23 protein-coding genes and 1 tRNA gene are annotated in these 25,841 nt (G+C 67.6%); 15 read left to right on the top strand and 9 right to left on the bottom strand.

Translation table 11 applies throughout. The features are described 5' to 3' along the window. Nucleotides 1-444 precede the first annotated feature (444 nt). Complete coding sequence (locus tag JWQ81_RS20785; RefSeq protein ID WP_297544059.1) at nucleotides 445-1,674, top strand: GGDEF domain-containing protein; 1,230 nt, start codon at nucleotides 445-447, stop codon at nucleotides 1,672-1,674. A gap of 31 nt (nucleotides 1,675-1,705) precedes the next feature. On the opposite strand, the gene JWQ81_RS20780 is transcribed toward JWQ81_RS20785, so the two are convergent. From JWQ81_RS20780 to JWQ81_RS20770, 3 genes are all read right to left on the bottom strand, one after another. Beyond that, entirely contained in the window at nucleotides 1,706-5,242 is a 3,537-nt protein-coding gene (locus tag JWQ81_RS20780) for a BTAD domain-containing putative transcriptional regulator (protein ID WP_297543997.1), read from the bottom strand. Beyond that, nucleotides 5,239-5,646, bottom strand: a complete 408-nt coding sequence (locus tag JWQ81_RS20775) for a helix-turn-helix transcriptional regulator (protein WP_297543992.1) — start codon at nucleotides 5,644-5,646, stop codon at nucleotides 5,239-5,241. The genes JWQ81_RS20780 and JWQ81_RS20775 overlap by 4 nt, the downstream gene beginning before the upstream one ends. A 134-nt stretch (nucleotides 5,647-5,780) precedes the next feature. After that, nucleotides 5,781-6,842, bottom strand: coding sequence for a hypothetical protein (locus tag JWQ81_RS20770; RefSeq protein ID WP_297543989.1), 1,062 nt, complete (start codon nucleotides 6,840-6,842; stop codon nucleotides 5,781-5,783). Between the two features lie 410 nt (nucleotides 6,843-7,252). Here JWQ81_RS20770 and JWQ81_RS20765 point away from each other — a divergent pair, with 410 nt between their 5' ends. The 3 genes from JWQ81_RS20765 (at nucleotide 7,253) to JWQ81_RS20755 (ending at nucleotide 11,930) form a co-directional block, all read left to right on the top strand. Beyond that, a complete protein-coding gene (locus tag JWQ81_RS20765) occupies nucleotides 7,253-9,439 on the top strand; it encodes a phospholipase A2 (RefSeq protein WP_297543987.1) in 2,187 nt (728 codons plus the stop codon). Between the two features lie 455 nt (nucleotides 9,440-9,894). Continuing rightward, nucleotides 9,895-11,280 (top strand): LCP family protein, encoded by a 1,386-nt coding sequence (locus tag JWQ81_RS20760; RefSeq protein ID WP_297544057.1) that lies wholly within the window; start codon nucleotides 9,895-9,897, stop codon nucleotides 11,278-11,280. A 179-nt stretch (nucleotides 11,281-11,459) separates the two neighbouring features. Next, nucleotides 11,460-11,930, top strand: a complete 471-nt coding sequence (locus JWQ81_RS20755; protein WP_297543985.1) for a helix-turn-helix domain-containing protein — start codon at nucleotides 11,460-11,462, stop codon at nucleotides 11,928-11,930. A gap of 50 nt (nucleotides 11,931-11,980) precedes the next feature. On the opposite strand, the gene JWQ81_RS20750 is transcribed toward JWQ81_RS20755, so the two are convergent. Further along, nucleotides 11,981-13,447, bottom strand: a complete 1,467-nt coding sequence (locus tag JWQ81_RS20750) for an NAD(P)/FAD-dependent oxidoreductase (RefSeq protein ID WP_297543983.1) — start codon at nucleotides 13,445-13,447, stop codon at nucleotides 11,981-11,983. Nucleotides 13,448-13,569: 122 nt separating this feature from the next. Between JWQ81_RS20750 and JWQ81_RS20745 the strand changes: the two genes are divergently transcribed. Then, entirely contained in the window at nucleotides 13,570-14,127 is a 558-nt protein-coding gene (locus JWQ81_RS20745; RefSeq protein WP_297544055.1) for a TetR/AcrR family transcriptional regulator, read from the top strand. 243 nt (nucleotides 14,128-14,370) lie between these two features. Next, nucleotides 14,371-14,862, top strand: a complete 492-nt coding sequence (locus JWQ81_RS20740) for a hypothetical protein (protein ID WP_297543981.1) — start codon at nucleotides 14,371-14,373, stop codon at nucleotides 14,860-14,862. Nucleotides 14,863-14,882: 20 nt separating this feature from the next. Here the strand turns inward: JWQ81_RS20740 and JWQ81_RS20735 are convergent, their stop codons facing one another. After that, entirely contained in the window at nucleotides 14,883-15,104 is a 222-nt protein-coding gene (locus JWQ81_RS20735; RefSeq protein ID WP_297543980.1) for a DUF3618 domain-containing protein, read from the bottom strand. Nucleotides 15,105-15,224: 120 nt separating this feature from the next. On the opposite strand from JWQ81_RS20735, the gene JWQ81_RS20730 reads away from it, so the two are divergent. After that, nucleotides 15,225-15,298 (top strand) — tRNA-Leu (locus JWQ81_RS20730). 468 nt (nucleotides 15,299-15,766) lie between these two features. Here JWQ81_RS20730 and JWQ81_RS20725 read toward each other — a convergent pair. Beyond that, nucleotides 15,767-16,606: an alpha/beta hydrolase gene (locus JWQ81_RS20725; RefSeq protein ID WP_297543979.1), complete on the bottom strand. Its 840-nt coding sequence runs from the start codon at nucleotides 16,604-16,606 to the stop codon at nucleotides 15,767-15,769. 123 nt (nucleotides 16,607-16,729) lie between these two features. On the opposite strand from JWQ81_RS20725, the gene JWQ81_RS20720 reads away from it, so the two are divergent. The 4 genes from JWQ81_RS20720 to JWQ81_RS20705 all read left to right on the top strand — a co-directional run bounded on the left by JWQ81_RS20720 (nucleotide 16,730) and on the right by JWQ81_RS20705 (nucleotide 19,215). Continuing rightward, nucleotides 16,730-17,311 carry a TetR/AcrR family transcriptional regulator gene (locus JWQ81_RS20720; RefSeq protein ID WP_297543978.1) on the top strand — a complete coding sequence of 194 codons (582 nt, stop codon included), beginning with the start codon at nucleotides 16,730-16,732 and terminating at the stop codon, nucleotides 17,309-17,311. Nucleotides 17,312-17,380: 69 nt separating this feature from the next. After that, the gene (locus JWQ81_RS20715; protein WP_297543977.1) at nucleotides 17,381-17,716 is read left to right on the top strand and encodes a metalloregulator ArsR/SmtB family transcription factor; all 336 of its coding nucleotides are present in this window, start codon (nucleotides 17,381-17,383) and stop codon (nucleotides 17,714-17,716) included. Further along, on the top strand, nucleotides 17,713-18,186 hold the full coding sequence (locus JWQ81_RS20710; RefSeq protein ID WP_297543976.1) for an SRPBCC domain-containing protein: 474 nt from the start codon (nucleotides 17,713-17,715) through the stop codon (nucleotides 18,184-18,186). The genes JWQ81_RS20715 and JWQ81_RS20710 overlap by 4 nt, the downstream gene beginning before the upstream one ends. 138 nt (nucleotides 18,187-18,324) lie before the next feature. Next, nucleotides 18,325-19,215 (top strand): hypothetical protein, encoded by an 891-nt coding sequence (locus tag JWQ81_RS20705; protein ID WP_297543975.1) that lies wholly within the window; start codon nucleotides 18,325-18,327, stop codon nucleotides 19,213-19,215. Here the strand turns inward: JWQ81_RS20705 and JWQ81_RS20700 are convergent. After that, entirely contained in the window at nucleotides 19,212-20,120 is a 909-nt protein-coding gene (locus JWQ81_RS20700; RefSeq protein ID WP_297543974.1) for a LysR family transcriptional regulator, read from the bottom strand. The two genes, JWQ81_RS20705 and JWQ81_RS20700, sit on opposite strands and share 4 nt — an antisense overlap. Before the next feature lie 109 nt (nucleotides 20,121-20,229). Between JWQ81_RS20700 and JWQ81_RS20695 the strand changes: the two genes are divergently transcribed. The 4 genes from JWQ81_RS20695 to JWQ81_RS20680 all read left to right on the top strand — a co-directional run bounded on the left by JWQ81_RS20695 (nucleotide 20,230) and on the right by JWQ81_RS20680 (nucleotide 24,176). Next, nucleotides 20,230-21,063 carry an isocitrate lyase/phosphoenolpyruvate mutase family protein gene (locus JWQ81_RS20695; RefSeq protein ID WP_297543973.1) on the top strand — a complete coding sequence of 278 codons (834 nt, stop codon included), beginning with the start codon at nucleotides 20,230-20,232 and terminating at the stop codon, nucleotides 21,061-21,063. A gap of 188 nt (nucleotides 21,064-21,251) precedes the next feature. Next, nucleotides 21,252-22,157 (top strand): AraC family transcriptional regulator, encoded by a 906-nt coding sequence (locus JWQ81_RS20690; RefSeq protein WP_297543971.1) that lies wholly within the window; start codon nucleotides 21,252-21,254, stop codon nucleotides 22,155-22,157. Nucleotides 22,158-22,292: 135 nt separating this feature from the next. Further along, nucleotides 22,293-22,751, top strand: a complete 459-nt coding sequence (locus tag JWQ81_RS20685) for a nitroreductase/quinone reductase family protein (protein WP_297543969.1) — start codon at nucleotides 22,293-22,295, stop codon at nucleotides 22,749-22,751. Between the two features lie 9 nt (nucleotides 22,752-22,760). Beyond that, the gene (locus JWQ81_RS20680; protein ID WP_297543966.1) at nucleotides 22,761-24,176 is read left to right on the top strand and encodes an aldehyde dehydrogenase family protein; all 1,416 of its coding nucleotides are present in this window, start codon (nucleotides 22,761-22,763) and stop codon (nucleotides 24,174-24,176) included. 138 nt (nucleotides 24,177-24,314) lie between these two features. On the opposite strand, the gene JWQ81_RS20675 is transcribed toward JWQ81_RS20680, so the two are convergent. Next, on the bottom strand, nucleotides 24,315-24,914 hold the full coding sequence (locus JWQ81_RS20675; RefSeq protein WP_297543964.1) for a dihydrofolate reductase family protein: 600 nt from the start codon (nucleotides 24,912-24,914) through the stop codon (nucleotides 24,315-24,317). After that, nucleotides 24,911-25,723 (bottom strand): metalloregulator ArsR/SmtB family transcription factor, encoded by an 813-nt coding sequence (locus JWQ81_RS20670; RefSeq protein WP_297543962.1) that lies wholly within the window; start codon nucleotides 25,721-25,723, stop codon nucleotides 24,911-24,913. The genes JWQ81_RS20675 and JWQ81_RS20670 overlap by 4 nt, the downstream gene beginning before the upstream one ends. Nucleotides 25,724-25,841 lie beyond the last annotated feature (118 nt).

The raw sequence follows: 25,841 nt of genomic DNA, 5'->3' as shown, positions 1-25,841 counted from the left end.
ACCAGTGGTCACCCAGTGAACCCCAATGGTTACCCCACGGTGAACGATCACCAGTCACGAGCGGACATCGGCGCGCCTCCTAGCTGGACTCTGGACTGACGGATGAGGAAACGGCAAACCCGTTCGACCTCCACCGAGGCGGTACTACCACTAAGCTGAGATGATAGCGGTCAGAGAAAGTGAACGACACTTGCGCAGGTATCGAACAGATCACCGACGTCGAGGGGAGGACGGCGAGAGGAGATGCGGGTGCCACGCAGAGCCCGCGATCGACCTCTTTCGGGAGCGTCCGACGAAGGGGTGTCGCCGCGATCACAGCCCACAGTGGACCAGTCGCCGGTGAGCGGCGACGTGGCGACTGCGGCGCCGGAACTCGCCTCCTACGATCCACGCGGCTGGGCGCTCTGGCGGCACCCGCGGCGCGTGGTGGTGTTTCTGCTGGTCATGGATGCGCTGGCAGTCGTGGTATTCGTTCTCGCCTTCTCCGATTCCACCCTCTCACAGGGTCGCGACTGGATTCGGTTCGCCATTCTCGCCGCCGGCGCGACGGTGCACATTCAATTGACCCAGCGCCAGGAGGAACGGCGTCGGGCCGGCACCAACACCGTCCTTATCGACCTCACCGCGGTATGGGTCTTCCCGGCCGTTCTCACCCTGCCGACCCCGTTGACGGTACTGCTTATCGCACTGATTCGCGCGCAACGCTGGTACACCGCACGACGGCCGGCGAACACGTTCATCTTCGCTTCCATTTCGCACAGCATCGCGGCCGTACTCGCCCATCTCGCCTTTCTGTCCCTCGGCCCGAGGAATTGGGGTTCGCTGACCGCATTGGGTTCTTTGCGGGAATTCTCGATGATCATTCTCGCCGGTCTCGTATATGAAGGCGTACAAATCGTCTATGTCGGCGGAATCATCGCCCTCGGCAGTTCCACCCGCCCGAAACTACGCAATATCCTCGGCAGCAAAGCCGACAACCTGCTCGAAGCCATCACCACCGGGCTGGGTGCGATCACCGCGATTCTGCTGATCGTGATGCCCCCGGCCGTGGCCGTGATGGCGATGGTGACCGTCGTGTTCAACCGGTTGGCCGAGCTGGACCAGCTTCGGGACGACGTGCGCACGGATTGGAAGACCGGGGTCTTCAACATGCGTGGCTGGTCGGAGTCCGCGGAGCGGGCGTTCGGCCGCGCGACGCGCTCCGAAGACGGGCTGGCCGTGCTCATGATCGACCTGGACCACTTCAAGTGGATCAACGACACCTACGGCCATCCCGCCGGTGACGACGTGTTGCGCACCGTGGCTCAGACACTCGACGAGGTCACCAGGCCCGCCGACCTCGTCGGCAGGTTCGGTGGAGAGGAGTTCCTCGTCCTGCTCCCGGACATCGACGAGACCACCACGAAACTCGCCGCCGAACGGCTTCGCAGCGCGATCGAACAGCTACGCATCGACACGACCGACAAACGCGGCGGATCGACGACCATCGCTGGTCGGACGGCGTCGATCGGGGTAGCCCTTTCCCCCGCGAACGGCGGGACGCTGGAAGCGCTGCTTCAGGCCGCGGACGCGGCCGTCTACCAGGCAAAAGAGGCGGGCCGGAACCAGGTGCGCTTCGCATCGTCCACCGACTTCCAGGACCCGGACACCGCCGGACGGTCAATCCTCCCGTAGCCGATTCGCCCGGCCGAACGCGACGGGGACGTCACAACGAGCGCAGCTGAGAGCCTGCCGCTCCGAGCAGCCTGCGGGCCTTACCGGCCTCGTCGGTGCCTATCCCGGAGAAGATCACCAAGGCGGCTGCCCAGTGCGTCCTCGCGGCCGCGTCGTCTCCGGTCGCGTCACGCACGTGACCGAGAACCAGGAGCGCTCTGGCTTCACCGAGCCGTTGCTCCCGGGTTCTGGCCAGCGTGACCGCATGTTCGGCATGACTCTCCGCGGCGGCCTGGTCGTCGGCATCGAGGTAGGCGTGGGCCAACTCGGTCAGCGCACGGACCTCCAGCAACCGCATCCCCTTGTCCTGCATCAGCGCGAGCGCCTCGAGGCCGTCCCGCACAGCTTCCTCGGGCAGGCCTGCCGCCCTGCGAGCCGCGCACAGTCCGATGAGGACGGAGGCGGTGCCGAAACCGAACGAGGTCTCCACCGCCATCGTCAAAGCGCTTTCGTAGTAGCGGACCGCCGACTCAGGATCGCCGAGACGCTGGCGGATCGTGCCCAGCACGTCCAGGCCGCCGACCTCCTGGCGCCGTTCGCCCACCTTCCGGCCTTCTTTGATAGCGAGCTGCGCCGCGACTTCGGCTTCGTCGAACCTGCCCGCGTCGCAATAGGTTTCGGCCATGACCACGGCCGCGCCCGCTTCGAGGTAGCGGATACCGACAGCTCTCGCGAGTGTTAGGGAGAGTGTGTACATCTCCAGCGCGGCCAGGAGATCTCCTCGCGCCCAATGGATCAGGCCGAGGCAGTGCAGTGTCCTGGCCTCAGTATCGCGGTCGCCGATCCGGCGAGTCAGCTCAAGGCCGCGAAGGGCGTACGACTCGGCTTTGCCGATTTGGCATGCCGAGAGCGCGGCGGCCCCGAGGTAGTTCAGCGCGGTGGCTTCACCACGCGGGTTTCCCGTTTCCCGGCTGATCACCAGCGACTGTTCGTAGTGGTGGGCGGCCTGGGCCGGCTGCCCCAGCTGGGAATGCACCCGGCCGATGTTGTGCTGAGAGCTGGCCTCGGCGGGCCGGTTCTTCATCTCACGGCTGAGCACGAGCGCCCGGGTGTGACAGATCAGCGCCGCCCGGTAGTCACTCACGTTGTAGTGGATCAACCCGAGGACGTTGGACATCGATCCTTCGGCCGCCTTGTCGCCGTTTTCCTTGGCGACACGAAGAGCCGCTTGACACGCGGCCATCCCTTCACCCGCGTAGCCCCGCGTCCACAGGTATCCGCGCAACGCGTCGGTGATCCGCCAGGCGTAGGAACGAACCCCGTACTCGGCCGATCGGATGACGGCGGCGGACAGGTTGGTACGTTCGGCATCGAGCCAGTCCGTCGCCTCGGACGCGGATTTCGGCGGTTCGAGCGGGACTCCTCGCCGTCCCGGCCCCAGCGGCATCCACTCGGCCTGCGGATAAAGGAGGCTCGTCGCCGCGTCGACGGTCTGCAGGTAGTAGTCGAACAGCCTTGCCGTGGCTGCCTGGATCTCGCTGGGCGTCCCGTCTGTCCGCGCCCGGTCCGCGGCGTACTCGCGAAGCAGGTCATGGAGTTGGTACCGCCCGGCCGAATACTCGGTGACCAGGCTCGCCGCGACGAGCCTGGTCAAGGCGCGCTGGGCCACCGGCGCCGTGGTCTCCGTCAACTCCGCGGCCGCCGCGGCGGTGAAATCGGGGCCGGGTACCAGCCCGATGAGCCCGAAGAGCCGCCGGGCGCCCGGTTCCAAACTCTCGTAGGACAGGTCGAACGCAGTTCGCACCACAGCCTCGGGGTCACCGTCGATCGCGAGCTCCGCCAGCCGTCCTCGTTCGCGGAGATTGCCGACGTAAGCGCTGACACTGCCCAACGGTGCCGAAGCGAGGTTCGCCCCGGCGATCCGCAGCGCGATCGGCAGGTAGGCACACGTTTTCGCCAGTGCTGCGACGGCTTGCGGCTCAGCCTCCGCGCGGACCTCGCCGACCATCCCGGTCAGCAACGCCTCGGCGTCGGCGGGCTCCAGCACGTCCAGGACAAGGCGCCGGGCGCCGGTGGTCGCAGCCAGGGCCGTCAATTGGTCGCGACTGGTGACCAGCACCTGGCAGCTGGAGCTGCCGGGCAGGAGCGGCCGTACCTGTTCGACGCTGGCGGCGTTGTCAAGCACCACGAGCACCCGACGGCCGGTGAGCATCGTGCGGTACAGGTCGATCGCTTCGTCCTCGTCGGTGGGAACACGCTCCGCCGAAACCCCGAGTCCCCGGAGGAACCTGGTCAGCACTTCAACCGGCCGGACCGGCGATCCCGGCGCGTACCCGCGGAGGTTCGCGTACAACTGCCCGTCCGGGAAGTGCTCACGGGCGCGATGAGCCCAGTGCACCGCGAGCGCGGTTTTGCCGACGCCGGCCGTCCCGGCGATCGCCGAGATCACGACGGCCGTCTGACCGGAACGGCGTGCATCAAGACAGGTCGCGTCGAGCCGTGCCAGGTGGCCGTCGCGACCGACGAACCCCTCGATGTCCGGAGGCAGCTGGGCCGGCGGCGCTCCGGTGCCGAGCCCCAGCCCGATCTGCTCGGCGGGGTCGTCACGGATAATCCGGAGGTGGGCGTCCCGCAGCTCGGTACCGGGACCGACACCGAGTTCCTCGGCCAGCCGCCGTCGCATGCCAGTGAACAGGTCGAGGGCGGCGGCCTGCTGACCGGAGCCGGCCAGCGCGAGCATCAACCGCGCCTGCAAGCCTTCGTGAAGCGGATTGTCACGAGCGACTCGGCGAAGGTGCTCGACGACCTGCTCGGTGCCGCCGAGCGGGAGTGCCAGATCTGCATATGTCATGGCTACCGCCACCCGCCGGCTTGCGGCGGCGACGGCCGCGGGATGCTCGCCCAGGGATGCGGGAAGGTCGGCGAGCACCGGGCCGCGCCAGAGGGCCAGCGCGGTCTCGTAGCGCAGCAAGGCGCCTTCCGGTTCCTGCCTGCGAGCGGTGGCTGCCAGTTCATCGAACCTCAGCAGGTCAAGTTCTTCGACGTCGACGGTCAGCTGGTAGCCGCCGTCCACCGAAGAAATCAGCGGCCGCTCCGCATCGAGCGCCCTGCGGAGACCGGAGACGTAGGTGTGCACCAGGTTCAGCCAGCTCGATGGAGGCCGGTCTCCCCACAGCACGTCTACGATCTCATTCCGCGGCACGACCTTGTTGGCTTCCAGGGCGAGCAGTGCCAGAACCGTGCGCTGCTTCAACGGTCCGATGTGGACCGGATCCGACCCCAGCCTGGTTACGAGCGGACCGAGCACACCGATCAGGAACCGGTTCGGACCAGCTTGCCCAGAGTTGTCCGCACGGGACGAAATCAGCTCACCGAAGTCGTTTCCGAGTGCGGTGGCGAGCTTCAGCACGGTGTCGTGCCGAGGCCGTTCGACCAGGCCCTGTTCGAGGTAGCGGATCGCACGCAGGCTGACTCCGGCACGCTCGGCGAGCTCACGCTGGCTGAAGCCGGAGCGCACCCGCGACGCTCTGAGCGCCTCGCCGAATACCGGCGATCTATCGTCCTTTTCGGTCTGGTGCGAACCAGTCACCACGGGCGACCCGATTTCTGCAACAGGATCTCGATCTCCTCGGCTTCGGGTGCGCCGATCGCCGAGAACTCGGCCAGCGCCGAAGTCCAGTCGGCACGGGCGCCGTCGTGATCGCCCGACGCGGCCCCACCGGAGGTGACCGCGAGCGGGCCCAGCACTCCGATGTGGACCGTCGCGGCCACCTCGTCCCCAGCCGGCAGGGTATATCCGGACACGGGCAAATCGACCACTTCGGCGAGCCGCTCGATGGATTCCCGGCGCGGCCGTTCGACCTGGCCGAGTTCGATATAACGAATAGTGCGCAGGCTTACCCCCGCCGGCTCCGCCAGTTCCCGCTGAGTGAGCCGCGCACGAAGGCGGGACGCCCGTAGCGCCTGCCCAAAAGTGATCGGACTTTGTGCCAAAGGGGCTCCCCGCCCGCTGAAACCTCTCCGCCGCCAGTTGGCCGACTGGAGGTCATCATGCAACACGGCGTGGTCGAGGGCGCGGGAATTCCCAGGATCCACCGAAGTTGATCACCCGGAGGGACCGGCCTGACTCAGCGGACGAGTGACGCCTTGAGCACGGAAGCGGACTCGACCTGCGTGATGGACCGGGTCGGCCAGGCTTCCTCGACGGTGTCGAAACTCATGCTCTCGACCCGGTGCCCAGCCGATTCGACATACAGCGACGTGGCGTCCGGGTGCGGTTTCGGATAGCACCAGTGGACGACGCTTTCCTTGCCCTGACCAGCTTCGGCACCGAGCGGGTAGTGCTCGCGGTCGACGATGAGGTACTCGTGCCCGAGGTCATCGCTGATCCGCGCGAGCCCGTTCCAGCGGATCGACCTGATCGAGATCGAGGTGCCGGTGCGGTGGACGTCCTCCGGGGCGCGGACGACGACGGCGACGGCGAACCCCCAGTCGCCCACCGCCACCGAATCGAGGACGAGCTCGACCACCGGTACACCCTCGCGGACGCCGGCGGTCTGCCGATGCGCGACGACGTCGTCCAGGTTGAGTTCGATGGCCATCGCCGGCACCTGGGCCGCGACCGCCATCGTCGTGGCCAGCCGCAGCTCGTCGTCGCGCAGCATCCTCAGCCGCTCGACGCCTCGGCCTGCCGTCGGGTCCTCGAGGAGGCCGGTCGAGCGCAGCGCATGAGCGAGCGCTCCGTATTCGACGGTGTCCGCCCATTCCGCGACGGCTTCGCACAGCTCGGCGTCTTCCCGGAGGTAGTCGAGCACGGCCACCGCGTCGCTGTGCCGCAACACCGACCGCCATCGGCCGCCCGCGGAGTTCGACACCCCGGCCAGTTTCAGCCCGGCTTCGGGCGCGAAGACGCTTTCCCACGCGGCTCCGGAGAACCCGACGATCGCGCGGCTCAGCGCGGCGAGCTGGGCCCGCAGGACGGTCGCGGAGACCGCGGAAGGGTGGTGCTGCCAGAGCCACTCGGCGACATCGCGACCTTCCGGGACGGCCCGCACGGCCTCCGCGAGCAGACGGAGGTCCGGTGTCTCGGGTTCGCGGAGCGAGGTGCCCGGCGGCAGGTTCCGCAACGCCGCGATGGCGCTGTCCAACGGCATGGCGAGGGCCGACCGGGCGGACGTGGCTAACTCCATCTGCACCTCATGCGGACGACCGGAAGCAGTAGGAAACGGGCGAATCAGACCCGGCGGGCGGTGACGGAAACTTGAAAACCCCTGCGAGACACGGAACTCCTTCTCCTGGCCGGTCGGTGCCGGGCACGAATTGCCCGGTGAAAGGCCACGCTAACGCCGCGGTGGTGTAGTTCGGCTGGAGCCCTTTCCGCCACGATCGAGCCCTGAATCACCCCAGGTATATGACCTTGAACTGCGCAAACCTGGAAACACCTCCCATTGGGGACGACCAAGGGGCAAGTTCGAGTGCATGTCGGCGCCCCGCGGCCCGCCGGACCCGGCAGCTTTGGCCGACCCGGTAGCCTGGCGCACTCCAAGTCCGGGGGTTTACCGGATGTCGGCAGCGGATCCGGACTGAGACCCTGGAGAACATGACAGCCCTGGCACAGACCGTCGAAGAGCGGCCGGCGCGCGTTCGGCGCCCGCTGTCCACTTCGGCGTGGTTCCTGATGCTCGCGCTGGTCGTACTGGGCTTCGGGATGGTCGCGTCCCGCCCGCCCGCGCCGCCGGACCAGGGACCGCCGCAGGGCGACGTGCTGGCCGCGCAGAACGCGATCGAGGCACTCGTCCACCCCGGACCGGCTCCCACCGCGCTCGCCAAGCTCCCGCCGGATTTCACCGCGGTCATGGGCGTCACCCCGGGCATCCTCGGGGCCAAGGACGGTACCGTGCGCGCCGTGCACACCGACGGCGGCTGCTCGGCGCCGTGGGGCGACGACAACACCAAGTGGGACTACTCGGTGCCGTGCAAGGCGCACGACCTCGGCTACGACCTGCTCCGGTACGCGGACCGCAAGGGGCATCCGCTGGGACCGGAGGTCCGGGCGGCGCTGGACAACCGCCTCTCCGCCGACATGCACGCGACGTGCGGGCTCAACCCGATGAACTCGGAAACCAGCTGCCAGGTCGTCGCCTCGCTGTATTCGGCCGGACTGGTGGTCAACTCCTGGCACCAGCGCTGGGGCCCGCCGGTCGGCGATCCGCTCGGGCCGATGCTCGCCGGGGTCGCTGCCATCGCGCTGCTGCTGATGTTCCGGATGAGCGGCTGGCTGCGTGCCCGACGTACCCCGCGTCCGGTCCGGGCGGGCGATCCCGCGCCGGCGGCTCGCGGACCGGTCGACCGCTGGACGTTGCTCGGCGTTGCGGCTGTCGTCCTGCTGATGCTGGGTGAATCAGCCACGGCCTTGCTGGACTGGGCCGGCACCGACCGGAGTGATCTCTGGCCGCTGACCTGGCTGGCTCAGCTCGCGCCGCTGTACTTCTTCGCCGGCGGACGCGCGAACGCCGCCGGCTGGCGGTCCGCGCTCGCCACCGGCGGCGGCTACCGCGGGTTCCTCGCGCACCGGGCGAGCTGGCTGCTGCGCCCGGCCCTGATCTTCGCCGTGGTCGCGCTGGTCGTCCCGCTGGCGCTGGAGCTGCTCGGCGTCCCGTCCGGCACGAGCGCGGCGGTCATGCGAATTGCGCTGCACCCGCTGTGGCTGCTCGGGCTCTACCTGCTGACACTGGTGTCGACGCCGGTCATGCTCGCGGCGCAGCGCCGGAGCCCCGTCGCCACGATCGCCGGGCTGCTCGGCGTCGTCGTGCTCGGTGAGGTGTCCGCGAACTGGTTCGGTTCGGCCGTGCCGCACTACGTCGCCACGTTCGGGGTAGTCCTGCTGGCCCAGCAGGTCGCGTTCTCCCACGCGGACGGCGTCCGGCCGAGCCGTCGGCGGCTCCTCGCCGGCGCCACGATCGGGTTGCTCGGGTTGGCCGCCGCGAGCGTGCTGACCGGCTCACCGCTGGTCCTGCTCGGTGGCGAAGGCTCCCCGCCCGCACTGAGCGCGCCGGCGTGGGAGGTGCTGATTCTCGGCATCGCGCAGCTCAGCGTGCTCGGCCTGCTGGCGAAGCCCCTGTGCCGCATCGCCGACCGGGCGGCGGTCACCCGCGTCGTCCGGTTCGCCCTGCGCGCGCCGATGAGCCTCTATCTCGGCTTCCTTTCCGCGATGCTGCTGCTCGTCGCGATCGTGTACCTGCCGGACGAGAGCCTGCACTGGCTCCTGCGGCCGCAGACAGCGCTCGCGCTCGCGTTGCTCGCCGGGCCCGCGGCGTTGGTGTTCTGGTGGTTCGAGCGGCCTCGCTGGTTCGAGCACGAACGGAACCACCTGCTGCCGGACACGGCTGCCACCGGCTTCCTCGGCGCACTGCTCGGCCGGGCCGCGACGGCGTTCGGACTCACCTTCGCCACACTTGGGGTGTTCGGGTTCGCGCTGACCAGGTTCGGCGGGGGCGACTCCGAGGCGAGCATGCTCGGGCTGAAACTCGACCCGATCCAGAGCCTGATCCACCTGCTGCTCGGGGTGTTCCTGCTGCACACGGTCCGGATCGGGACCAGCGGCCGGACCGGGACCTGGCTGTTGTGCGGGCTGGCGTGCGTACCGTCGCTGCTGTTCGCGACCGACGGCAGCGGCGCCGACCCGGTCAGCCTCACGCTGCACCTCGTGACGGCGGGGGTGGCACTGGTCGCGGTGGCGTGGACCCGCTGGCCCGGCGCGCGTGCCGCAAGACCGGCGCGTCCCTGAGCGAACTGCCGAAAATCGGGCCAAAATACCCATCGAGGTAGTGCGAAGACTCGCCCAGGGTGGTGCGCGCCACATCTTCGGGGGGATGTGTAACCCTACGACAACCCCGGCACGCGACGATGCGTCCAACCTTGAAGGCCGTAGGAGCGGAAGGAGGAACCGACGTGGAGTACCCACCCGACCGGGGACGTCCTGCCCGACCTTGGCAGGACGACGACGGCTCCGCGCCACGCCGCGGCCAGTCGCCCTCGCGCCGGGCCGGATCCGGCCGCGACCTCCGCCCGGGCGAGCCGCGCCGCACGGCCTCGAGTGGCTCCACCGGCAGCCGCCGGCCACCACAGGATCCGCCGCCGCGCAGCCCGCAGGCGCCCAGGTCCAGGCCCTCGCCGCCGCCACGACGCCGTGGCTCCCTGCGAGGCCCGAAGGTCGCGCTGGGGATCGTCTCGGTGCTGGTGATGTCGCTGACCGGGTACGCATGGGCCGCGATGCAGGGCCTGGTCAACGGGCTCTCGGTGACCGACGTCATCGACTCGAACGCCGCGGCGGGCGGGGACAAGCCCGCCGACGGCGCGCGCGACATCCTGCTGGTCGGGATGGACAGCCGGACGGACGCGCAGGGCAACCCGCTGTCGCAGGAAGTGCTCGACGAACTCAACGCCGGCCAGTCGGACGGCGAGCTCAACACCGACACGCTGATCATGGTGCACATCCCCAACGACGGCAGCAAAGCCGTCGCGATCTCCCTGCCGCGCGACTCCTACGTCAGCATCCCCGGCTACGGCCAGCACAAGATCAACTCCGCGTACGCCGACGGGTACGTCAAGCAGCGCGAAGCCCTCACGAAGCAGGGCGACACCGACCAGAAGGACATCATCCAGCAGAGCAACCAGGCCGGCGCCAAGCTGCTGATCGCTACGATCGAGCAGCTCACCGGCTCGACGATCGACAACTACGCCTCGATCAACCTGCTCGGCTTCAGCGACATCACCAAGGCCATCGGCGGGGTCCAGGTGTGCCTGAAGGACAACGTCAACGACTCGTACTCCGGCGCGAACTTCACCAAGGGCGAGCACACGATCTCCGGCGTGCAGGCGCTCCAGTTCGTCCGCCAGCGGCACGGCCTGCCCCGCGGCGACCTCGACCGAGTGGTGCGCCAGCAGGTGTTCATGGCGAGCATGGCCAAGCAGGTCCTGTCGGCGGGCACGCTGGTCAACCCTGGCAAGCTGACCGGCCTGATCGACTCGATCAAGAAGTCCGTGGTGCTCAACCAGAACTGGGACATCCTGAGCTTCGCCCAGCAGATGAAGGGGCTGACCGGCGGCCAGCTCGAATTCCAGACCATTCCGGTGGTCAACCCCGACTACTCGACCCCCCACGACGGTTCGGCGGTCCAGATCGACCCGCAGGCCGTGCGCGCCTTCGTCCAGGGCACCACCGCCGCGCCGGGAGCGCCGGCGGCGAACCCGAACAAGGCGACCACGATCGACGTCGACAACGGCACCGGCAAGTCCGGGCTCGCCGCCAGCGTGTCGCAGGCACTGGTGGCGAAGGGCTTCACCGGCGGCCAGACGGCGAACGCCAACGCGCGCAAGACCACCGCGGTGCACGTGCCGATCGGGCAGAAGAGCGTCGGCCAGGCCGTGGCGACCGCGCTCGGGTCCAACGCGGTCGTCGTCGAGGACAAGGCGGTGCTCGTCGGGCACGCGCTGGTGCTGGTCGGCAGCGACTACTCGCCGACGGTCAAGGCCGACGCTCCCGCCGCGCCGCCGGTCAGCTCGCCCGCGGCTCCCCCGTCCGACGACCAGACCATCACTGCCAACGGCGTGACCTGCGTCAACTGACCAGCCTCGGCGTACCCCCGAATGGTCTAACGGAGATCCACTCTTCGGCCCAACCGTCGAAATCGGTATGAAACACATCCCCGAAACCGCGTAATGCGCGAGCATCTGCCGACTTACATACACGTGAAGACAAGTCGCGTTTCCCGCGACGACATCCGTGGCCAGGCAGGGGACGAGGAGTGTTGATCGACGCCGAGACGTATCAGCGGATACTCGGGGACGAGCTCCGCAAGCTCCGACGCCAGCGCGGCTGGACGCGCAAGGAGCTCAACCAGCATCTGCAGAGCGAGATCTCGCTGCAGACACTGGCCACCTACGAACTCGGCACCCGCCAGTGTTCGGTGGTGCGCCTGGTCGAACTGTGCGTCGCCATGGACGAACTGCCGCAGGACCTGCTCGCGAAGGTCCACCGCCGCGTGTTCGTCGACGAGCCGGGCCGAGTCCGCGTCGACCTGCGCAAGGTGATCGCCGACGACCAGCCCGAGCTGGAGTCGCTGCGCAGGTGGGCAACCGGACGGCTGGCCGAAGACGCCGGCTCGTCGTCCTACGAAGTCCAGTTCGACCTGCCCGCGCTGGACCGCATGGCCGAGCTCTGCCGCATCCCCACCATCGACCTGATCGGCCGCCTCCGCCGCCTCGCCAGCGCCTAAGGCTCGTGAGCGTTCCGGCTCGTTCTAGCCGGCCGGAACACTCACGAGTCCTACACCAGGTCGAAGTCCTCGCGGCGGACTGAGCGGGTGTCGAGCCAGTAGCGCCAGGTGAAGCCAGGCCAGATCGTGCGGTTGACGCCCTTCGCGTCGAGGTACCAGCTCCTGCAGCCGCCCTGCGTCCAGATGCCCTTCTCCAGTTTGCGCTGGATGTCGGCGTTGAAGCGGGCCTGAGCGCCGGACCGCGCGTCGAGGGACCTCGCGCCGGCCTTCTCGACCATGCGGACCGCCTCGGCGACGTACGAGATCTGGGCCTCGATCATGAAGACCACCGAGTTGTGGCCGAGGCCGGTGTTCGGACCGAGCAGGAAGAACAGGTTCGGGAAGCCGGACACGGTGATGCCCTGGTGGGTGTTCATGCCCTCGGTGGCCCATTCCTTGCCGAGGTTACGGCCCCCGGTGCCGATGATGTCGAGGTCGTCGAACGCGTCGGTGACGTGGAATCCGGTGCCGTAGATGATCGCGTCGACCTCGTGGGAGACCCCGGCGGCGTCGACGATGGAGTGTTCCCGCACCTCGGTCACGCCGTCCGTCACCACCTCGACGTTGTCCCTGATCAGCGCCGGGTAGTAGGCGTTCGACACGAGCACCCGCTTGCAGCCCATCGTGTAGTCCGGGGTGAGCTTCGCGCGCAGTTCCGGATCCTTGACGGCCTTGTCGATATTGCGTTGGGCGAGGCGCTGGCCGAGCTTCATCACGCCGGCGTGGCCGTTGAAGCCGATCGCGCGGGCCTCCAGCGTCCAATACAGGAAGTCGCGGTACGCGCGCTGCAGGAACGGGACGGCCTTGAACGCGCGGCGCGTCCACCCGGGCATCTCGTGGTCGGCCTTCGGCATGATCCACGGCGGCGTCCGCTGGAACAGGCTCAGTTTCGCCACGTCTTGGGCAATCTCCGGGACGAACTGGACGGCACTGGCGCCGGTGCCGACCACAGCGACCTTCTTGCCCTTGAGGTCGTAGTCGTGGTCCCACTGCGCCGAATGGAAGCTGGCGCCCTGGAACTTCTCGATCCCAGGCAGCTCGGGGATCTGCGGCAGGTGCAACGCACCGACCCCGGCGACGAGGAACCGGCCAACGAACTCGTTGCCGGACGCGGCGGAGACGTGCCAGCGGGCTTCGTCGGAGTCCCAGCGGGCACCGGTCATCTCCTGGCCGAAGCGGATGAAGCGGCGGAGGTCGTACTTGTCCGCAACCCCGCGCATGTAGGCCCAGATCTCGGGCTGGGGTGAGTAGGCGCGCGACCAGCCGGGGTTCTGCTCGAACGAGAACGAGTACATGTGCGACGGGATGTCGCAGGCGCACCCTGGATAGGTGTTGTCCCGCCAGGTGCCGCCGACGTCGGTGGCCTTCTCGAGGATCACGAAGTCCTCGCGACCCTCTTTGCGCAGCTGGATCGCCATGCCGAGGCCGGAGAAGCCGGTCCCGACGATGACGACACCGGTCTCGGTCCGCTTGCCCATGTGCCAGCCCTTCGCCGAAGTCTCTACCTACTCGCCAGTTACCTTACTCAAGGTAGGTTACTACCGGTAGAGTAAATTGGGTGACCACCGCGAAGCGCAAGCGCATGCCCCGGGCCGAGCGGATGCGGCAGATGATCGACATCGCCGAGGTGGTGTTCGCCGAGCGCGGGTATGCGGCGGCGTCGATGGACGACATCGCCGAGCGGGTCGGCGTCTCCAAGCCGATGCTGTACGAGTACTTCAACTCGAAGGAAGGCCTGCTGCTCGGCTGCATCCGTCAGTCGCGGGCCGAACTCCGGCTCGTCACGGAAAAAGCCACAGTCGGCGCCGTCGACGCCGAGGACGCCCTGCGTCGCGGCCTGCTGGCGTTCTTCGTCTTCATCCGCGAGCGGCGGCAGGCCTGGTCACTGCTGCGCCACGAGATGGCGTTGATCGGCACGCCCGCGGCCGACGAGATCGAAGAGACCAGGCGTCAGCAGACCGACCTGATCGCCGCGCTGATGAGCGGCTACTTCGACTCCGGGTCCGAGCTTCAGGTCGACGCGTCCGCCGAGTTCGTCGTCGGTGCCTGCGAGCGACTCGCCATCTGGTGCGAACGGCACGAAGAGGTCGCACCGGACACCGTCACCGCCTACGCGATGGACCTCCTCTGGAACGGCCTGGCCCCGCGCGCCGTCTGAACGACGTGTACGTCACACGCGCGTGAAGATGCTCGTGCATTAGGCCATCCGGTCGTCACTCAGAGCGTGAGTGCCTCCGTTACTTGTGACACAGAGTCGTCTTGCTGTATCGATGACACTGTAGAAAGTTGGACGGCACTCGAAGCGATCTTGTCCGAACGGGTTAATCGGATTCTGACGTCATGAGACGCCCGTGGCATCGTCCAGCCTAGAAGAGCATGGCGAGTGAGAGGGGTGAGACAGATGGCGGAAGCGATTACGGCGATCTACGTGCACGAGAACGACGACTGGACGATCACGGTGAGTGGTCTGGGTAAGGAGCTCACCGCCCGGGCGCCCGGCATCATCGCGGCCAGGGACACCACCGACCAGCTGGTCGAGAAGTGTCTCGAGGACGCCGAACCGAAGACGAAGCCGACGGTGGTGCACCTGCTCAACGGCAGCGCGCTGGACTTCACCGAGGCCTACATGACCGCCCGGCTAAGCCGCCCCGAAGGCCCGCCGGCGCCGCTGGAGATCCCCCCACCGGGCTCCTCGACCAAGGCCGCGGCCACGGCGAAACCGCCGATTCCCCCGGGCAAGAAGCTGTCGAAAGCCGTCGAGGCCAGGAAGTCGGCAGCGGCCGCCCCGAAGTCCACGCCGAAGAACAGCCCCGGACCGGAGGCCGAATACGCGGACATCGGCAGCGCACTCGGTGGGAAACCGGGCGGCGCGATGCCCGCGGCCAAGGCCTAGCCTTCGCGGGGTTTCGCGACCTAACGCAGGAGCTTGCGCAGCAACAACGCGCCGATCAGCGCGCCGACGCCGATCAGCGTGTACTTGACCTTGGGCTCGTTGAGCTTGGCGCTCACGCTCGTCTTCGCCGCGGTGGCGAGACGCTGAGGGTTCGCCTTGGTGCCGAGCTGGTCGAGCGTCGAAGCCAGAGCGTTCCTGGCGTTTTCGATCTCACGCTCGATGGTGTCGGGATCGCGGGCCACGTTTCCTCCTCGCCGGCATGCCTGTGCAGGCGCCCCACGTTAGATCACCGACCCACGACCCGCCGCACAGGCCACGCCGAGAACACCCCGATACTCACCCGCGATACGATTTCCCACGTCGGGCCCGTAGCCCAATTGGCAGAGGCACACGGTTTAGGTCCGTGCCAGTGAGAGTTCGAGTCTCTCCGGGCCCACTCGAGATTCGGTGATCCCTGCTCGCGGAGAGCGCTCGCTGCGATCTCTCGTCGTGTTTCCTGGGGGTGCAACCCCCAGACCCCGCCCGGCGGGCTTCGCCCCCGGACCCCCTGCCGGCGGTTGCGTCCCCGGCCTCCGCTGCGGTTTGCGATATGGGGCCGGACCCCAATGCCTGGACTTGAGCGGGGTCGGGGTGGTCGGGTTCTGTGCAGAGCAGCAAGGACCGAGGCGAGTGGGTGCTGGTCGCGGGGTTGAGGGCCAGTTGCGGTGCGCTTGTGGTGCCGGTGGTGGCGATGTGACTGTTGGGGCTCCGAAAGGCAGTTTCGGCAGGGCAGAGACGGCGTCAAGGCCTAGTTGAGTACGCCTTACGCCGTGAAGGGGGCCCTCACGACAGACCAACCACCGGACGACCCTTCAGGGCCACCCTTGTGGCGTAAGGCGCCACACGCGCGGCCCTCAAGCGCCGTTCAGTTGCGCAGGAAGTCCTGTACCTGCTGCACGAACAGCTCGTGGTACTGGAAGATGGCGCCGTGGTTCGAGTCGGGGTAGACGGCCAGTTGGGCGTTGGGTAGCAGCTGCGCGAGCTTGAACGAGTTGATCGTCTTCAGCATCGTGTCGTCGTCGCCGTTGACAACCAGGACAGGCTTGTCCAGGGTCGCCAGGCCGGCGGGCGAGGAGCCCTGCTCCCACTTCGCCATCGCGGCCAACTGGGCGCCGATCGTCTCGTTCGACACGGCAGCGTCCCGGTCCTCGGTGCGTTCGTCCAGCCGGCCGAGGAAGGCGTTCGCGGCCGCCTGACTGCTCGCGCTCGGTGTGAAGAACAGGAAGTGCTTGGGGTGCTTGCCCTCGGCGCCTGCCTTCTCGGTGGCGGCCCCCAGCACCGCGCCTACCGCGGCAGCGCCCTCGCCGCCCGCGGGTGAGGTGCCCGCCAGGATGATCCGGCGGACCAGCTCGGGCCGCTGCTGGGCGAACGCCTGGGCAACCATGCCGCCCAGGGAATAGCCCAGCAAGTCGACCGTGTCCAGCCCGAGCGCCTCGACGAACGCCACCGCGTCGTCGGCCATGGCCTCGATGCTGTCGGGCGTTACGCCCCCGGAGCCGCCGACACCCCGGTTGGCGAGCAGGATGACGCGCCGCCCGGCCGCAAGGCCGTTGACCACCGCGGGATCCCAGTCGTCCAGCGATCCCGTGACGTGCTGCAGGAACAGCAACGGGGTACCGGTGCCGACGCCCACTTCACGGTAGGCGAAGGGCGTGCCGTCGACGTTCAGGGTCTTGGTGGGCGCTTCGTTGATGTTCACAGACATGGTTGCTCTCTTTTCTCGGCTTTGTGCCGCGTTTGACCTCGAGATTCATAGGATAGCAGTCGTTATATAACGAGCGCTACCCTATGATGGGAGGGCAGGCGGAAGCAAGGGAGCGACTCTCACATGAGGTACTCGAAAGATCACAAAGCGCAGGCCAAGGCGGCGATCCTGCAGTCGGCCTCCCGCACCCTGAAGGAGAACGGCTTCCGCGGCGTCGGCGTTGACCAGCTCGCCGCGTCGGCCAAAGTCACCTCTGGCGCGCTCTACTCGAACTTCGCCAACAAGGAAGCAGTCCTCGAAGAGGTGATCGCCGGGCAACTCGGCAACGAGTTCGCCGTCATCGTCGACGACGACCCGGCCGAGCGACGACGCCGGCTCGAGGAGGTGCTGCGCATGTACCTCAGCGACATGCACCGCGAGCACGTCGCCGCAGGGTGCGTGATGCCGTCGCTGAGCTCGGATGTGTCAAGGGCAGGCGAGGCTGTGCGCGAGGCGTATCGACGCCGAATGGTGGAGTTGGTGGGCGTTCTGACCCCTGCAATGCGGGGCCCGCAGAAAGAGCGAGAGACGCGGGCCTGGGCCATGGTGGCCGCGATCGTCGGCGCGGTCACGATCGCACGGGCACTGCCCGCGGGCGACCAGGCTCGCGCCGTACTGGAGTCCACTCTCGACACGGTCATGGACGCCATCACCGAAACTCGCTGACAGCGACGCCAGAACCCGGCAACACTTAGCCCTTGCGCTAAGTGTTGCCGCGGGCTAATACTTAGCCTCATGGCACAGTATTCGGCAGTGCTCGACGGCGTGTTCACCGCGCTCGCCGACCCGACCAGGCGCGCGGTCCTCCGGCGGCTCGGTCGCGGCCCGATGAGCGTCGGCGACCTCGCCGACGAGGCCCCGATGACATTGCCGTCGTTCATGAAGCATGTGCGGGTGCTCGAATCGAACGGCCTGATCCGCACGGCGAAATCCGGCCGCGTACGCACTTGTGAACTCAACCGGGAGCGGTTCGCGCTCGTCGAGGGCTGGCTCGAGGAGCAGCGCGACATCTGGGCGGACCGTACCGATCGTCTGGAACTGTTCGTCACCAATCCCAAGGAGAATCCATGAACCCCGACCTGGACCTGGGCATCGACCGGGTCATCCACGCACCCCGCAAGCAGGTGTGGGACGCGTGGACCGATCCGGCCAACCTGGCGCAGTGGTGGATACCCGCCCCGATGCGCTGCCGCGTCGAGCGCCTCGACGTCCGGCCTGGCGGCGCGTTCGTCACGTCGATGAGTGACGACGGCGACACGTTCGTCCCGCACCTGAACGCCTGTTTCCTTGTGGTGGACGAGTATGAGCGGATCGTGTTCACCAACTCGATCGACAGCGAATGGCGTCCAGCGAGCCCCGCGCCCGTCGCGATAACCGCCGAGGTCGTGCTGCGGGACCATCCCGACGGCACCGACTACCGGGTCATCGTGCGCCACGGCGACCCCGCCGCCCGCGCCCGGCACGCTGAACTGGGCTTCGCTGACGGCTGGGGCACCGTCACCGCTCAACTCGCTCAACTCGCCGAGAAGCTCAACGGTTAGCGTCTTCGTCGACTACCTGCGGACCCGTGAGGCGTCGCGGCCGGGGTCGACGTCCTCAACCAGCCCGAGCTCGCAGGTGTTTAGTGCGATGTCCGAACTGTTCAAGCCAAGATCGTCGGCACCGGCCATGATGAGCGGATGCCCATCGACCTTTCCGCGGCCACGGCCTTCCTGGCCACGCACGCCCGGCTTCTCGACCGCCACCGCTTTCAGCACCTGCTGGGCGAGGGTGATCCCGAAGCCACCCTCGCCGCGCTAGATGCGTACGGCAACCCCGACGGCGGCTTCGGCTGGGGCCTCGAGCCCGATTTGAGGTCCACCGAGAGCCAACCCGGGCCGGCTTTGCACGCGTTCGAGGTGCTCGCCGACATCGCGCCAGTCGGGAGTCCGCGAGCTGTCGAGTTGTGCGACTGGTTGGCCTCGGTGACCTTGCCCGACGGCGGGCTGCCGTTCGCGTTGCCGGTCAGCGACCCCGCCGGCTGCGCGCCCTTCTGGGCTGACGCGGACTCGACCGCGTCCTCGCTGCAGATCTCCGCGATCGTCGCGGCGACCGCCCACCGTGTGGCCGCCCGTGTCCCGGCCGTCGCCGATCATCCTTGGCTCGCCCGGATCACGGAGTACTGCCAGTCCGCTGTCCGCAAGCTCGAAGGCCAGCCGCACGCTCTCGTCCTTGCCTTTGCCGTGCGGTTCCTCGACGCCGCGCACGAGACCTACCCGGAGGCGCTCACACTGCTGGAACGTCTGCGCGAATACGTCCCTGAGAACGGGATCCTCCCTGTCGCGGGCGGCGCCGAGGACGAAGTGATGCGCCCGCTGGACTTCGCTCCCCTTCCTGACCGGCCGGCGCGAAACCTGTTCGCACCGGCAGTGGTCGATGCCGATCTTCGTCGGCTGGCAGATCGGCAGCAGCAGGACGGGGGCTGGTCCGTCGACTTCGCCAGCTACTCCCCTGCGGCCAGCTTGGAATGGCGCGGTTACACCACCGTGAGCGCCGTTTCGATCCTGCAGCGCAACGGCATGCTCGGCTAGCTGCTCGACAGCTCCGAGGTGTGATCTGCCAGTACTTCCAGGAACGCCGACGCCAGCGGGCTGTGGTAACCGTTGGCCCGCCGGACGGCGACCACGGGCAGGTGCGCGTTCATCGTGGCGACGTCGATCATGCGCAGGCTGCCGAGGCGCAGCTCCTCCCGGACGCTGCTCGTCGGCATGAGGGCGATCCCGAGACCGGCCTCGACCAGCCTCTTCTGCGCGGTGAGGCTGTCGACCCTCGTGATGGCGGGATTCTCGAGTCCGGACGCCGTCAGCTGCCGTTCGAGCACGTCACCGAAGGAGTCCGGCTGACGCTGCCGCACGGGAAAGCCGAGCCATTTCTCGTCCCGCAGCGCGTGCAGATCCGGCAGGCTGCGTGCGGTCACCGGGTGCGCGGCCGGTACCACCACGAAGAGCTTCTCCTCGCCGAGCGGGATCGACTCCAGTTTGGGATCGGCGTCGGCGTAGTACCGAAGGCCCAGGCAGGCTTCGCCGTTTCGGACGAGTGTGCTCACCTCGCGGCTGGTCGCGGTCCGCAACTCGACCGAGACCTGCTCGAACCGCGACTTGAACGTACGCAGCGCGTCGACGATGTGCGAATCGGCCAGGGTTCCGACGATGGCCAGACGCAGCGTCGACCCGCCACCTGCCTGGTCGCGGACGGCCCGCTCACCGTCCCGGATCGCGGCGAGGACGGCTTCGGCATGGGGCAGCAGGGCCTTTCCGGCGTCGGTGAGCACCACGCGTCGACCGACCCGCTCGAACAACACCGCGTCCAGCGAGTTCTCCAGCTCGTGGATCCGGCGGCTGATCGCGGGCTGGGAGCGATTGAGCTGCCGGGCTGCCTGCGTGAATCCGCCCTGGTCCGCGATGCAGAAGAAAGCCTCGATCTCGTCGAACGTCACTCATATCAGTATTCCTGATGGGAATGATCCTTTCAATGCATTCGACGGATGATTGAGAGGCGGGCACAGTGAGTTCCGCACGCGAACTCACGCCCGGGAGGAACACCTCATGACCGATCAGGCAGCCAAGGCCGCGCACTTCCAGGCCCTGCACGAGCGGCCGGAGCCGTTGCTGCTCCCGAATCCCTGGGACGCCGGCACGGCCCGTCTGCTGGCCGGACTCGGCTTCGAGGCCCTCGGCACGACGAGTCTCGGTCTGGCGAACACGCACGGCCGCGCGCGAGCCGGCAAACAGGAGATCCTGGACAACTGCCGCACCATCAGCGAGGCCACACCGCTGCCGGTGACCGCCGACCTGGAGAACTGCTTCGCCGACAGCCCCGACGAAGCCGCGAAGATGATCGGGATGGCCTACGCAGCCGGCGCTGTCGGGGCATCCATCGAAGACGCCGAAGACGCTGTGGCTGCTTCAGTCGACCATTCCACGCGGGTCTACGACTTCGGACTCGCCGTCGAACGCGTTCAGGCCGCGGTGGAAGCCGCACGCGCGTTGCCCATCCCCTTTGTCCTCACCGCGCGAGCGGAAAACCTGCTCTTCGGCCTCGACTTCGACGACACCATCAAGCGCCTGCAGGCATTCGAAGCCGCCGGTGCAGACGTGCTGTACGCACCGGGACTGCGCACCCTTGAGGAGATGCGAACCGTGGTGTCGGCGGTCAGCAAGCCCGTCAACGTCGTGATGGGCTTCGCCGACCCCTCGATCACCCTGGACCAACTGGCCGAGATCGGCGTGCGACGGGTGAGTATCGGCGCCGCTCTGTCCAGGCTCGCGTTGCGCTCTTTCCTCGATGGCGCCCAGCAGATGCGGGCCGGGCGGTTCGAGTTCGTCACCGACATCCTCCCGATCGCCGACCTGCACCAGGCGTTCAGCCACCCACGCTGACGGGTCGCCGGCTTCCCACTTTTGCGCTTTTGCGAGGTCTCTTAGTTTCTAAGAGACCGCAAGTCGCCGTCGAGTTGCGGTCCTTGCGTGCGCGGGTTACACGCGCATGCAACGAGGGCACAAAAGTACAAAAGCGCCCACGCGTCGCTCGCACGACACAAGAGCGGGGTTTGTGCTGAAATCGTGGTATGTCTCTGGACGAGCTTCGCGAACTACTGGAACGGCATGTGCGGCCGGATTTGACGACGGCCATCGACGGTGTCCGGGTCTGCGTGGCCGACCACCCCATTCCGCCGGCGTCCGGGATGTCCGGTACGTCGCTGGCGGTCGTCGCCCAGGGCACCAAGCGGCTGGCGCTGGGCGACCGCGTCTACGACTACGGCGCTGGTCAGTTCCTCGTCACTTCGGTCGACCTCCCGGTGACGGGACACTTCCTCGACGCCGCCCCGGGCCATCCCACGCTCGGTTTCGGCATGACCCTGGAACCTGCCGACGTCGCGGAGGTGCTGCTGCAAGCCGAGCCCGGTGACCTGCCGAAGTCCCCCAACACCGCGCCGCCGGGAATCACGGTCAGCGACGCGCCGGACGAGCTGCTCGACGCTGTTGTGCGGCTGCTGCGCCTGCTCGATCAGCCACGGGACCGCAAGGCACTGGTCCCGTTGGTCAAGCGCGAAATCCTCTGGCGGTTGATCACCGGCGAACAAGGTGACGTCGTACGCCAGCTCGGCCTGGCCGACAGCAGCCTGACGCACATCAGACGTGCCGTGCAGTGGATCCGGGAAAACTACGCCAGCCCGTTCCGGGTCGAGGACGTCGCACAGATCTCGGGAATGAGCGTCTCCGCTTTCCACCGCAATTTTCAGACGGTGACCACGATGACCCCGATCCAGTTCCAGAAGCACATCCGGCTGCAGTCTGCGCGATTGCTGCTGGCGAACCGGCCGAACGACATCACCGGCGTCAGCCATCGTGTCGGCTACGACAGTCCGTCCCAGTTCAGCCGGGAATACCGACGCCAGTTCGGCGCCCCGCCCAGCCTCGACGCGGAACGCATGCGCAGCGGGGCCAGCCCGGCTGGTGCCTCGATGCCATGAAACAGACCAAGTAAAGAGGATTGTGCAACCAGGCGAGAGGATCTTGCTGGCCCGAGCCCGGTGACGTTGTTTTCATGGAGATACCGGAAAGCACCAACGATTCCGGGACAGTGAGAACAACGCAGGAGGCACGACATGGAGTACGACTACGACGCCGTCATGCGCGCCCTCGCCATCGGGCCGGACTCCTCCTATGCCGAGCGCACGATCGACATCACGACGTTGGGCCGACGCAGCGGTATCCCCCGCCGCATCGAGGTCTGGTTCCATCGCGTCGACGGCCGCTGGTACATCACCGGTATGCCGGCACCCCGTAGTTGGTATGTGAACGTGCAAGCCAATCCGCGCTTCACCGTGCATCTCAAGCACGGGGTCACCGCCGATCTGCCCGCGACCGCCGTACCGGTCGACGAGACAACCCGGCGACGGGTGATCACCGCGGTCCTCGAACTGCAAAACAGCCCCGAACTCGTAGCGCGGGGGCGCCCGCGGGAGAACTTCGACGACTGGTTCGCGCACAGCCCGCTGATCGAAATCGTGTTCGACGACAAAAAGCTGCGGACGGCGTCCTCGAGCCCGCCCGAAAAACTCTAGGAGAAAACGATGGAACACCACGTAATCGACAAGATCTACATCGACGGGGAATTCGTCACCCCGCACGGCACAGAACTCTTCGATCTCTTCAACCCCGCGACCGGGAAAACGATCGGTCAGGTCCGGCTTGCCGACGAGGTGGATACCGAAGCGGCTATCGCAGCGGCAAAGCGTGCGCTGCCGGCTTGGTCCGCGACGTCAAAGGAAGAGCGGATCGACGCGCTGCGCCGACTTCAGAACGCGGTCGCCGCGCGCCGGGACGAAATGTTCGATGCCATCATCACGGAGTTCGGCGCCCCGGTCCGCAACGGGTTCATGGCCGACAGCGCCATCGGTGCGTTCGCCGACATGATCACGACCTTGGAAGAATTCGACTTCACCCACCAGGTCGGCAAAGCCACCGTGGAGATGGCGCCGGTCGGCGTCGCCGCCCTGATCTCGCCGTGGAACTCCGATGTGTTCTTCATCAGCGACAAGCTCGCGACCGCGTTGGCGGCCGGCTGCACCGTCGTCATCAAGCCGAGCGAGATGAGCGCGACGCAGACCCAGGTCGTGACCCAAGCACTCCACGAAGCCGGACTGCCGAAGGGTGTTTTCAACATCGTCACCGGCCGCGGCGATGTCGTCGGGACCGCGCTCACCCGGCACCCTGACGTCGCCAAGGTTTCCTTCACCGGGTCGACCGCGGTCGGCAAGACCATCTTCCGTGAGGCGGCCGACACCCTGAAGAGCCTGACGCTCGAACTCGGCGGCAAGTCCCCGTCGATCATCCTCGACGACGCCGACCTGGAGACCGCTGTCACCGGGGCATTCATGGCCGGGTTCGCCAACAGCAGCCAGGCGTGCGTCGCCGGCACCCGCATCCTCGTCCCGGAGAGCCGATTGGACGAGGTGCTCGCCGTCGCCAAGGAGAAGATGGCCGACTTCCCCAGCGGCGATCCGCGCGACCCGGCGACCGCCATCGGTCCGATGGTGAGCGAACAGCAGTGGGAGCGCGTCCAGAGCTACATCCGTCTCGGTGTCGAGGAAGGCGCCCGGATCGTCGTCGGCGGCCCCGGTCGGCCGGAAGGACTTGCGGACGGGTATTTCGTGCGGCCGACACTGTTCGCGGGCGTCACCAACGACATGAGGATCGCGCGCGAGGAAATCTTCGGGCCGGTGCTGTCGATCCTCACCTACCGCGACGAGGACCACGCCGTCGAGATCGCCAACGACACGGACTACGGCTTGCACGCCTACGTCTTTTCGTCGGATCTCGCACGAGCTCGTCGCATCGCGTCGCGGCTCGAGGCGGGCCGCGTGGCGATCAACGGCGGTTACGAGCCGCTGTCGCCGTTCGGCGGATTCAAGCAGTCGGGCATCGGTCGGGAATACGGCGCCTTCGGCCTCGAGGGCTTCCTCGAACCGCGCTCCGTGATGGTGTAGCGGCGGCGCCTTCGGGTGCGGATTGTGCCGCCGGCGAGTCCCACACTCGCCGGCGGCGAGTCCCACGCTGACGGAGCCGAGTCCCACACCCGGCTCCACCAGCACCGCAACTCGACGGCGACTTGCGAGGGGTCACAGCTAGCGGGCGCGGTCGTAGACCACGGCGATCTCGCCCAGGTCACCGGTTTCCAGGTGGGTGAGCGTCCACTTCGAAGCGGGCAAGCCGTCGTCGAACAGCCGCTGCCCACCGCCGGCGATCTCGGGACAGATCATGAGATACAGCCGGTCGACCAGATCCGCCGAAAGCAGCGCCTTGATGACGCTCACGCTGCTGTTGACGAGGATGTCGCCCTCGCCGGTGGCCTTGAGCTCGGTGACGACGTCCTCGGCGGGGGCGTTCAGCACGCGCGTGCGTTCCCACGGCGCCTCTGTCAACGTGCTCGAGAGGACCACCTTTTCCGTGTCCACCAACCACTTCGCGTATCCGCGATCGCGAGGATCAGCGTTCTCGTCCTCGGCGACCGACGGCCAGAACCCCAAGAACCCCTCGGCGTTGAGCCGGCCCAACAGCGCCGTCGTCGCGCCTTCCCAGATCCGGGCGAGGTGGTTTCGCCCGACCTCGGTGACCGCGTACGGGACGATCGCCCCCAGGTCGCCGGGCCCGCCCGGGCCGCTGTAGCGCCCGTCAAGGGTGAGGCTCAGGTTTGCGGTCACTCTGCGGCTGGTCGAGTTCGTCATGGTGACGATTCCTTTCGGTTTGTTTGTACTGCAGCGACGAGGTTGTCGAGCACCTGGCCCCAGCCGGTTTCGATTCCGGCGATATAGGGCGCGGCCTCGACGGTCGTTTCGGTGATGTGCAAGCCGAGTTGCAGTCGGGTGCCGTCCTGGACGGCAGCGAAAGCCAGGTCGTAGTGGCCGGTGAACGAGACCGCCCCCGCCGCGTCCAGCACCGAAAGGTCGAACACGAGGTGCTCGGGCTTGTTTGCGGTGTGGACCCGCCCTTCCGAGCGGTACCGGCCCTCGGCGTCGCGGTATTCGAGGACGACGCGACCACCCGGCTTCGGCTCGAGAACGCAGTCGGTGACTGCCATCGACGGCGGGGCCCACCAGGACGCAAGCAGGTCCGGGTCGCCCCAGAACCGCCAGACGACGTCCCGGGGCACGGGCAGAACGCGCTCGAACGAGAAGGTGCGCCCGTCCGCCCACCGTTCCCGGTCCGCGGCCGCGAAGTCCACGTCGATGGTGGCGCGGTACCGCGAGAGGACGTCTCGCTCGCCCTCATGGGCCTCGATTGCACCGACCAGTTCCCGCAGTCTGTGCGCAAGAGCGTTCAGTGGTGCGGGCTCGACCGCGTAGACACGACGTTGCCCGAGCGGGAAAACCGTGACGAGGCCGGCGCGGGCGAGCGTCTGGAGGTGCTTGGTGGTCTGCGGCTGCCGCAAACCGGTCAGCTCGGCCAGTTCGCCGACCGACCGCGGCCGCTCCGCGAGGAGCTCGACGATGCGCCACCGCGCTCCGTCTCCCAGTGCTGATGCGATCCCGTCCATGACCAAGAGTATTCACCTCTTAGAATATTCTTGTCAAGGAATATCTTGGCAACGTCATGAGTCGGCCAGCGCTGGGCGCGGAGTTCGCTCGGCCATCGCCTCGGCGCCTTCGGCGTCG

It is taken from the genome of Amycolatopsis sp., assembly GCF_025464955.1.
GTDB lineage: Bacteria > Actinomycetota > Actinomycetes > Mycobacteriales > Pseudonocardiaceae > Amycolatopsis.
This window is presented reverse-complemented; position numbering and strand designations above follow the sequence as displayed.

Bases quoted from the DNA above. Each gene is read 5' to 3' on its own strand.
- JWQ81_RS20725 (WP_297543979.1), bottom strand. From the start codon at position 16,606: ATGTCTGTGAACATCAACGAAGCGCCCACCAAGACCCTGAACGTCGAC.
- JWQ81_RS20710 (WP_297543976.1), top strand. From the start codon at position 17,713: ATGAACCCCGACCTGGACCTGGGCATCGACCGGGTCATCCACGCACCC.
- JWQ81_RS20680 (WP_297543966.1), top strand. From the start codon at position 22,761: ATGGAACACCACGTAATCGACAAGATCTACATCGACGGGGAATTCGTC.
- JWQ81_RS20715 (WP_297543977.1), top strand. From the start codon at position 17,381: ATGGCACAGTATTCGGCAGTGCTCGACGGCGTGTTCACCGCGCTCGCC.
- JWQ81_RS20690 (WP_297543971.1), top strand. From the start codon at position 21,252: ATGTCTCTGGACGAGCTTCGCGAACTACTGGAACGGCATGTGCGGCCG.
- JWQ81_RS20785 (WP_297544059.1), top strand. From the start codon at position 445: ATGGATGCGCTGGCAGTCGTGGTATTCGTTCTCGCCTTCTCCGATTCC.
- JWQ81_RS20720 (WP_297543978.1), top strand. From the start codon at position 16,730: ATGAGGTACTCGAAAGATCACAAAGCGCAGGCCAAGGCGGCGATCCTG.
- JWQ81_RS20765 (WP_297543987.1), top strand. From the start codon at position 7,253: ATGACAGCCCTGGCACAGACCGTCGAAGAGCGGCCGGCGCGCGTTCGG.
- JWQ81_RS20670 (WP_297543962.1), bottom strand. From the start codon at position 25,723: ATGGACGGGATCGCATCAGCACTGGGAGACGGAGCGCGGTGGCGCATC.
- JWQ81_RS20695 (WP_297543973.1), top strand. From the start codon at position 20,230: ATGACCGATCAGGCAGCCAAGGCCGCGCACTTCCAGGCCCTGCACGAG.
- JWQ81_RS20760 (WP_297544057.1), top strand. From the start codon at position 9,895: ATGTCGCTGACCGGGTACGCATGGGCCGCGATGCAGGGCCTGGTCAAC.
- JWQ81_RS20750 (WP_297543983.1), bottom strand. From the start codon at position 13,447: ATGGGCAAGCGGACCGAGACCGGTGTCGTCATCGTCGGGACCGGCTTC.
- JWQ81_RS20770 (WP_297543989.1), bottom strand. From the start codon at position 6,842: ATGGAGTTAGCCACGTCCGCCCGGTCGGCCCTCGCCATGCCGTTGGAC.
- JWQ81_RS20705 (WP_297543975.1), top strand. From the start codon at position 18,325: ATGCCCATCGACCTTTCCGCGGCCACGGCCTTCCTGGCCACGCACGCC.
- JWQ81_RS20675 (WP_297543964.1), bottom strand. From the start codon at position 24,914: ATGACGAACTCGACCAGCCGCAGAGTGACCGCAAACCTGAGCCTCACC.
- JWQ81_RS20685 (WP_297543969.1), top strand. From the start codon at position 22,293: ATGGAGTACGACTACGACGCCGTCATGCGCGCCCTCGCCATCGGGCCG.
- JWQ81_RS20740 (WP_297543981.1), top strand. From the start codon at position 14,371: ATGGCGGAAGCGATTACGGCGATCTACGTGCACGAGAACGACGACTGG.
- JWQ81_RS20745 (WP_297544055.1), top strand. From the start codon at position 13,570: ATGCGGCAGATGATCGACATCGCCGAGGTGGTGTTCGCCGAGCGCGGG.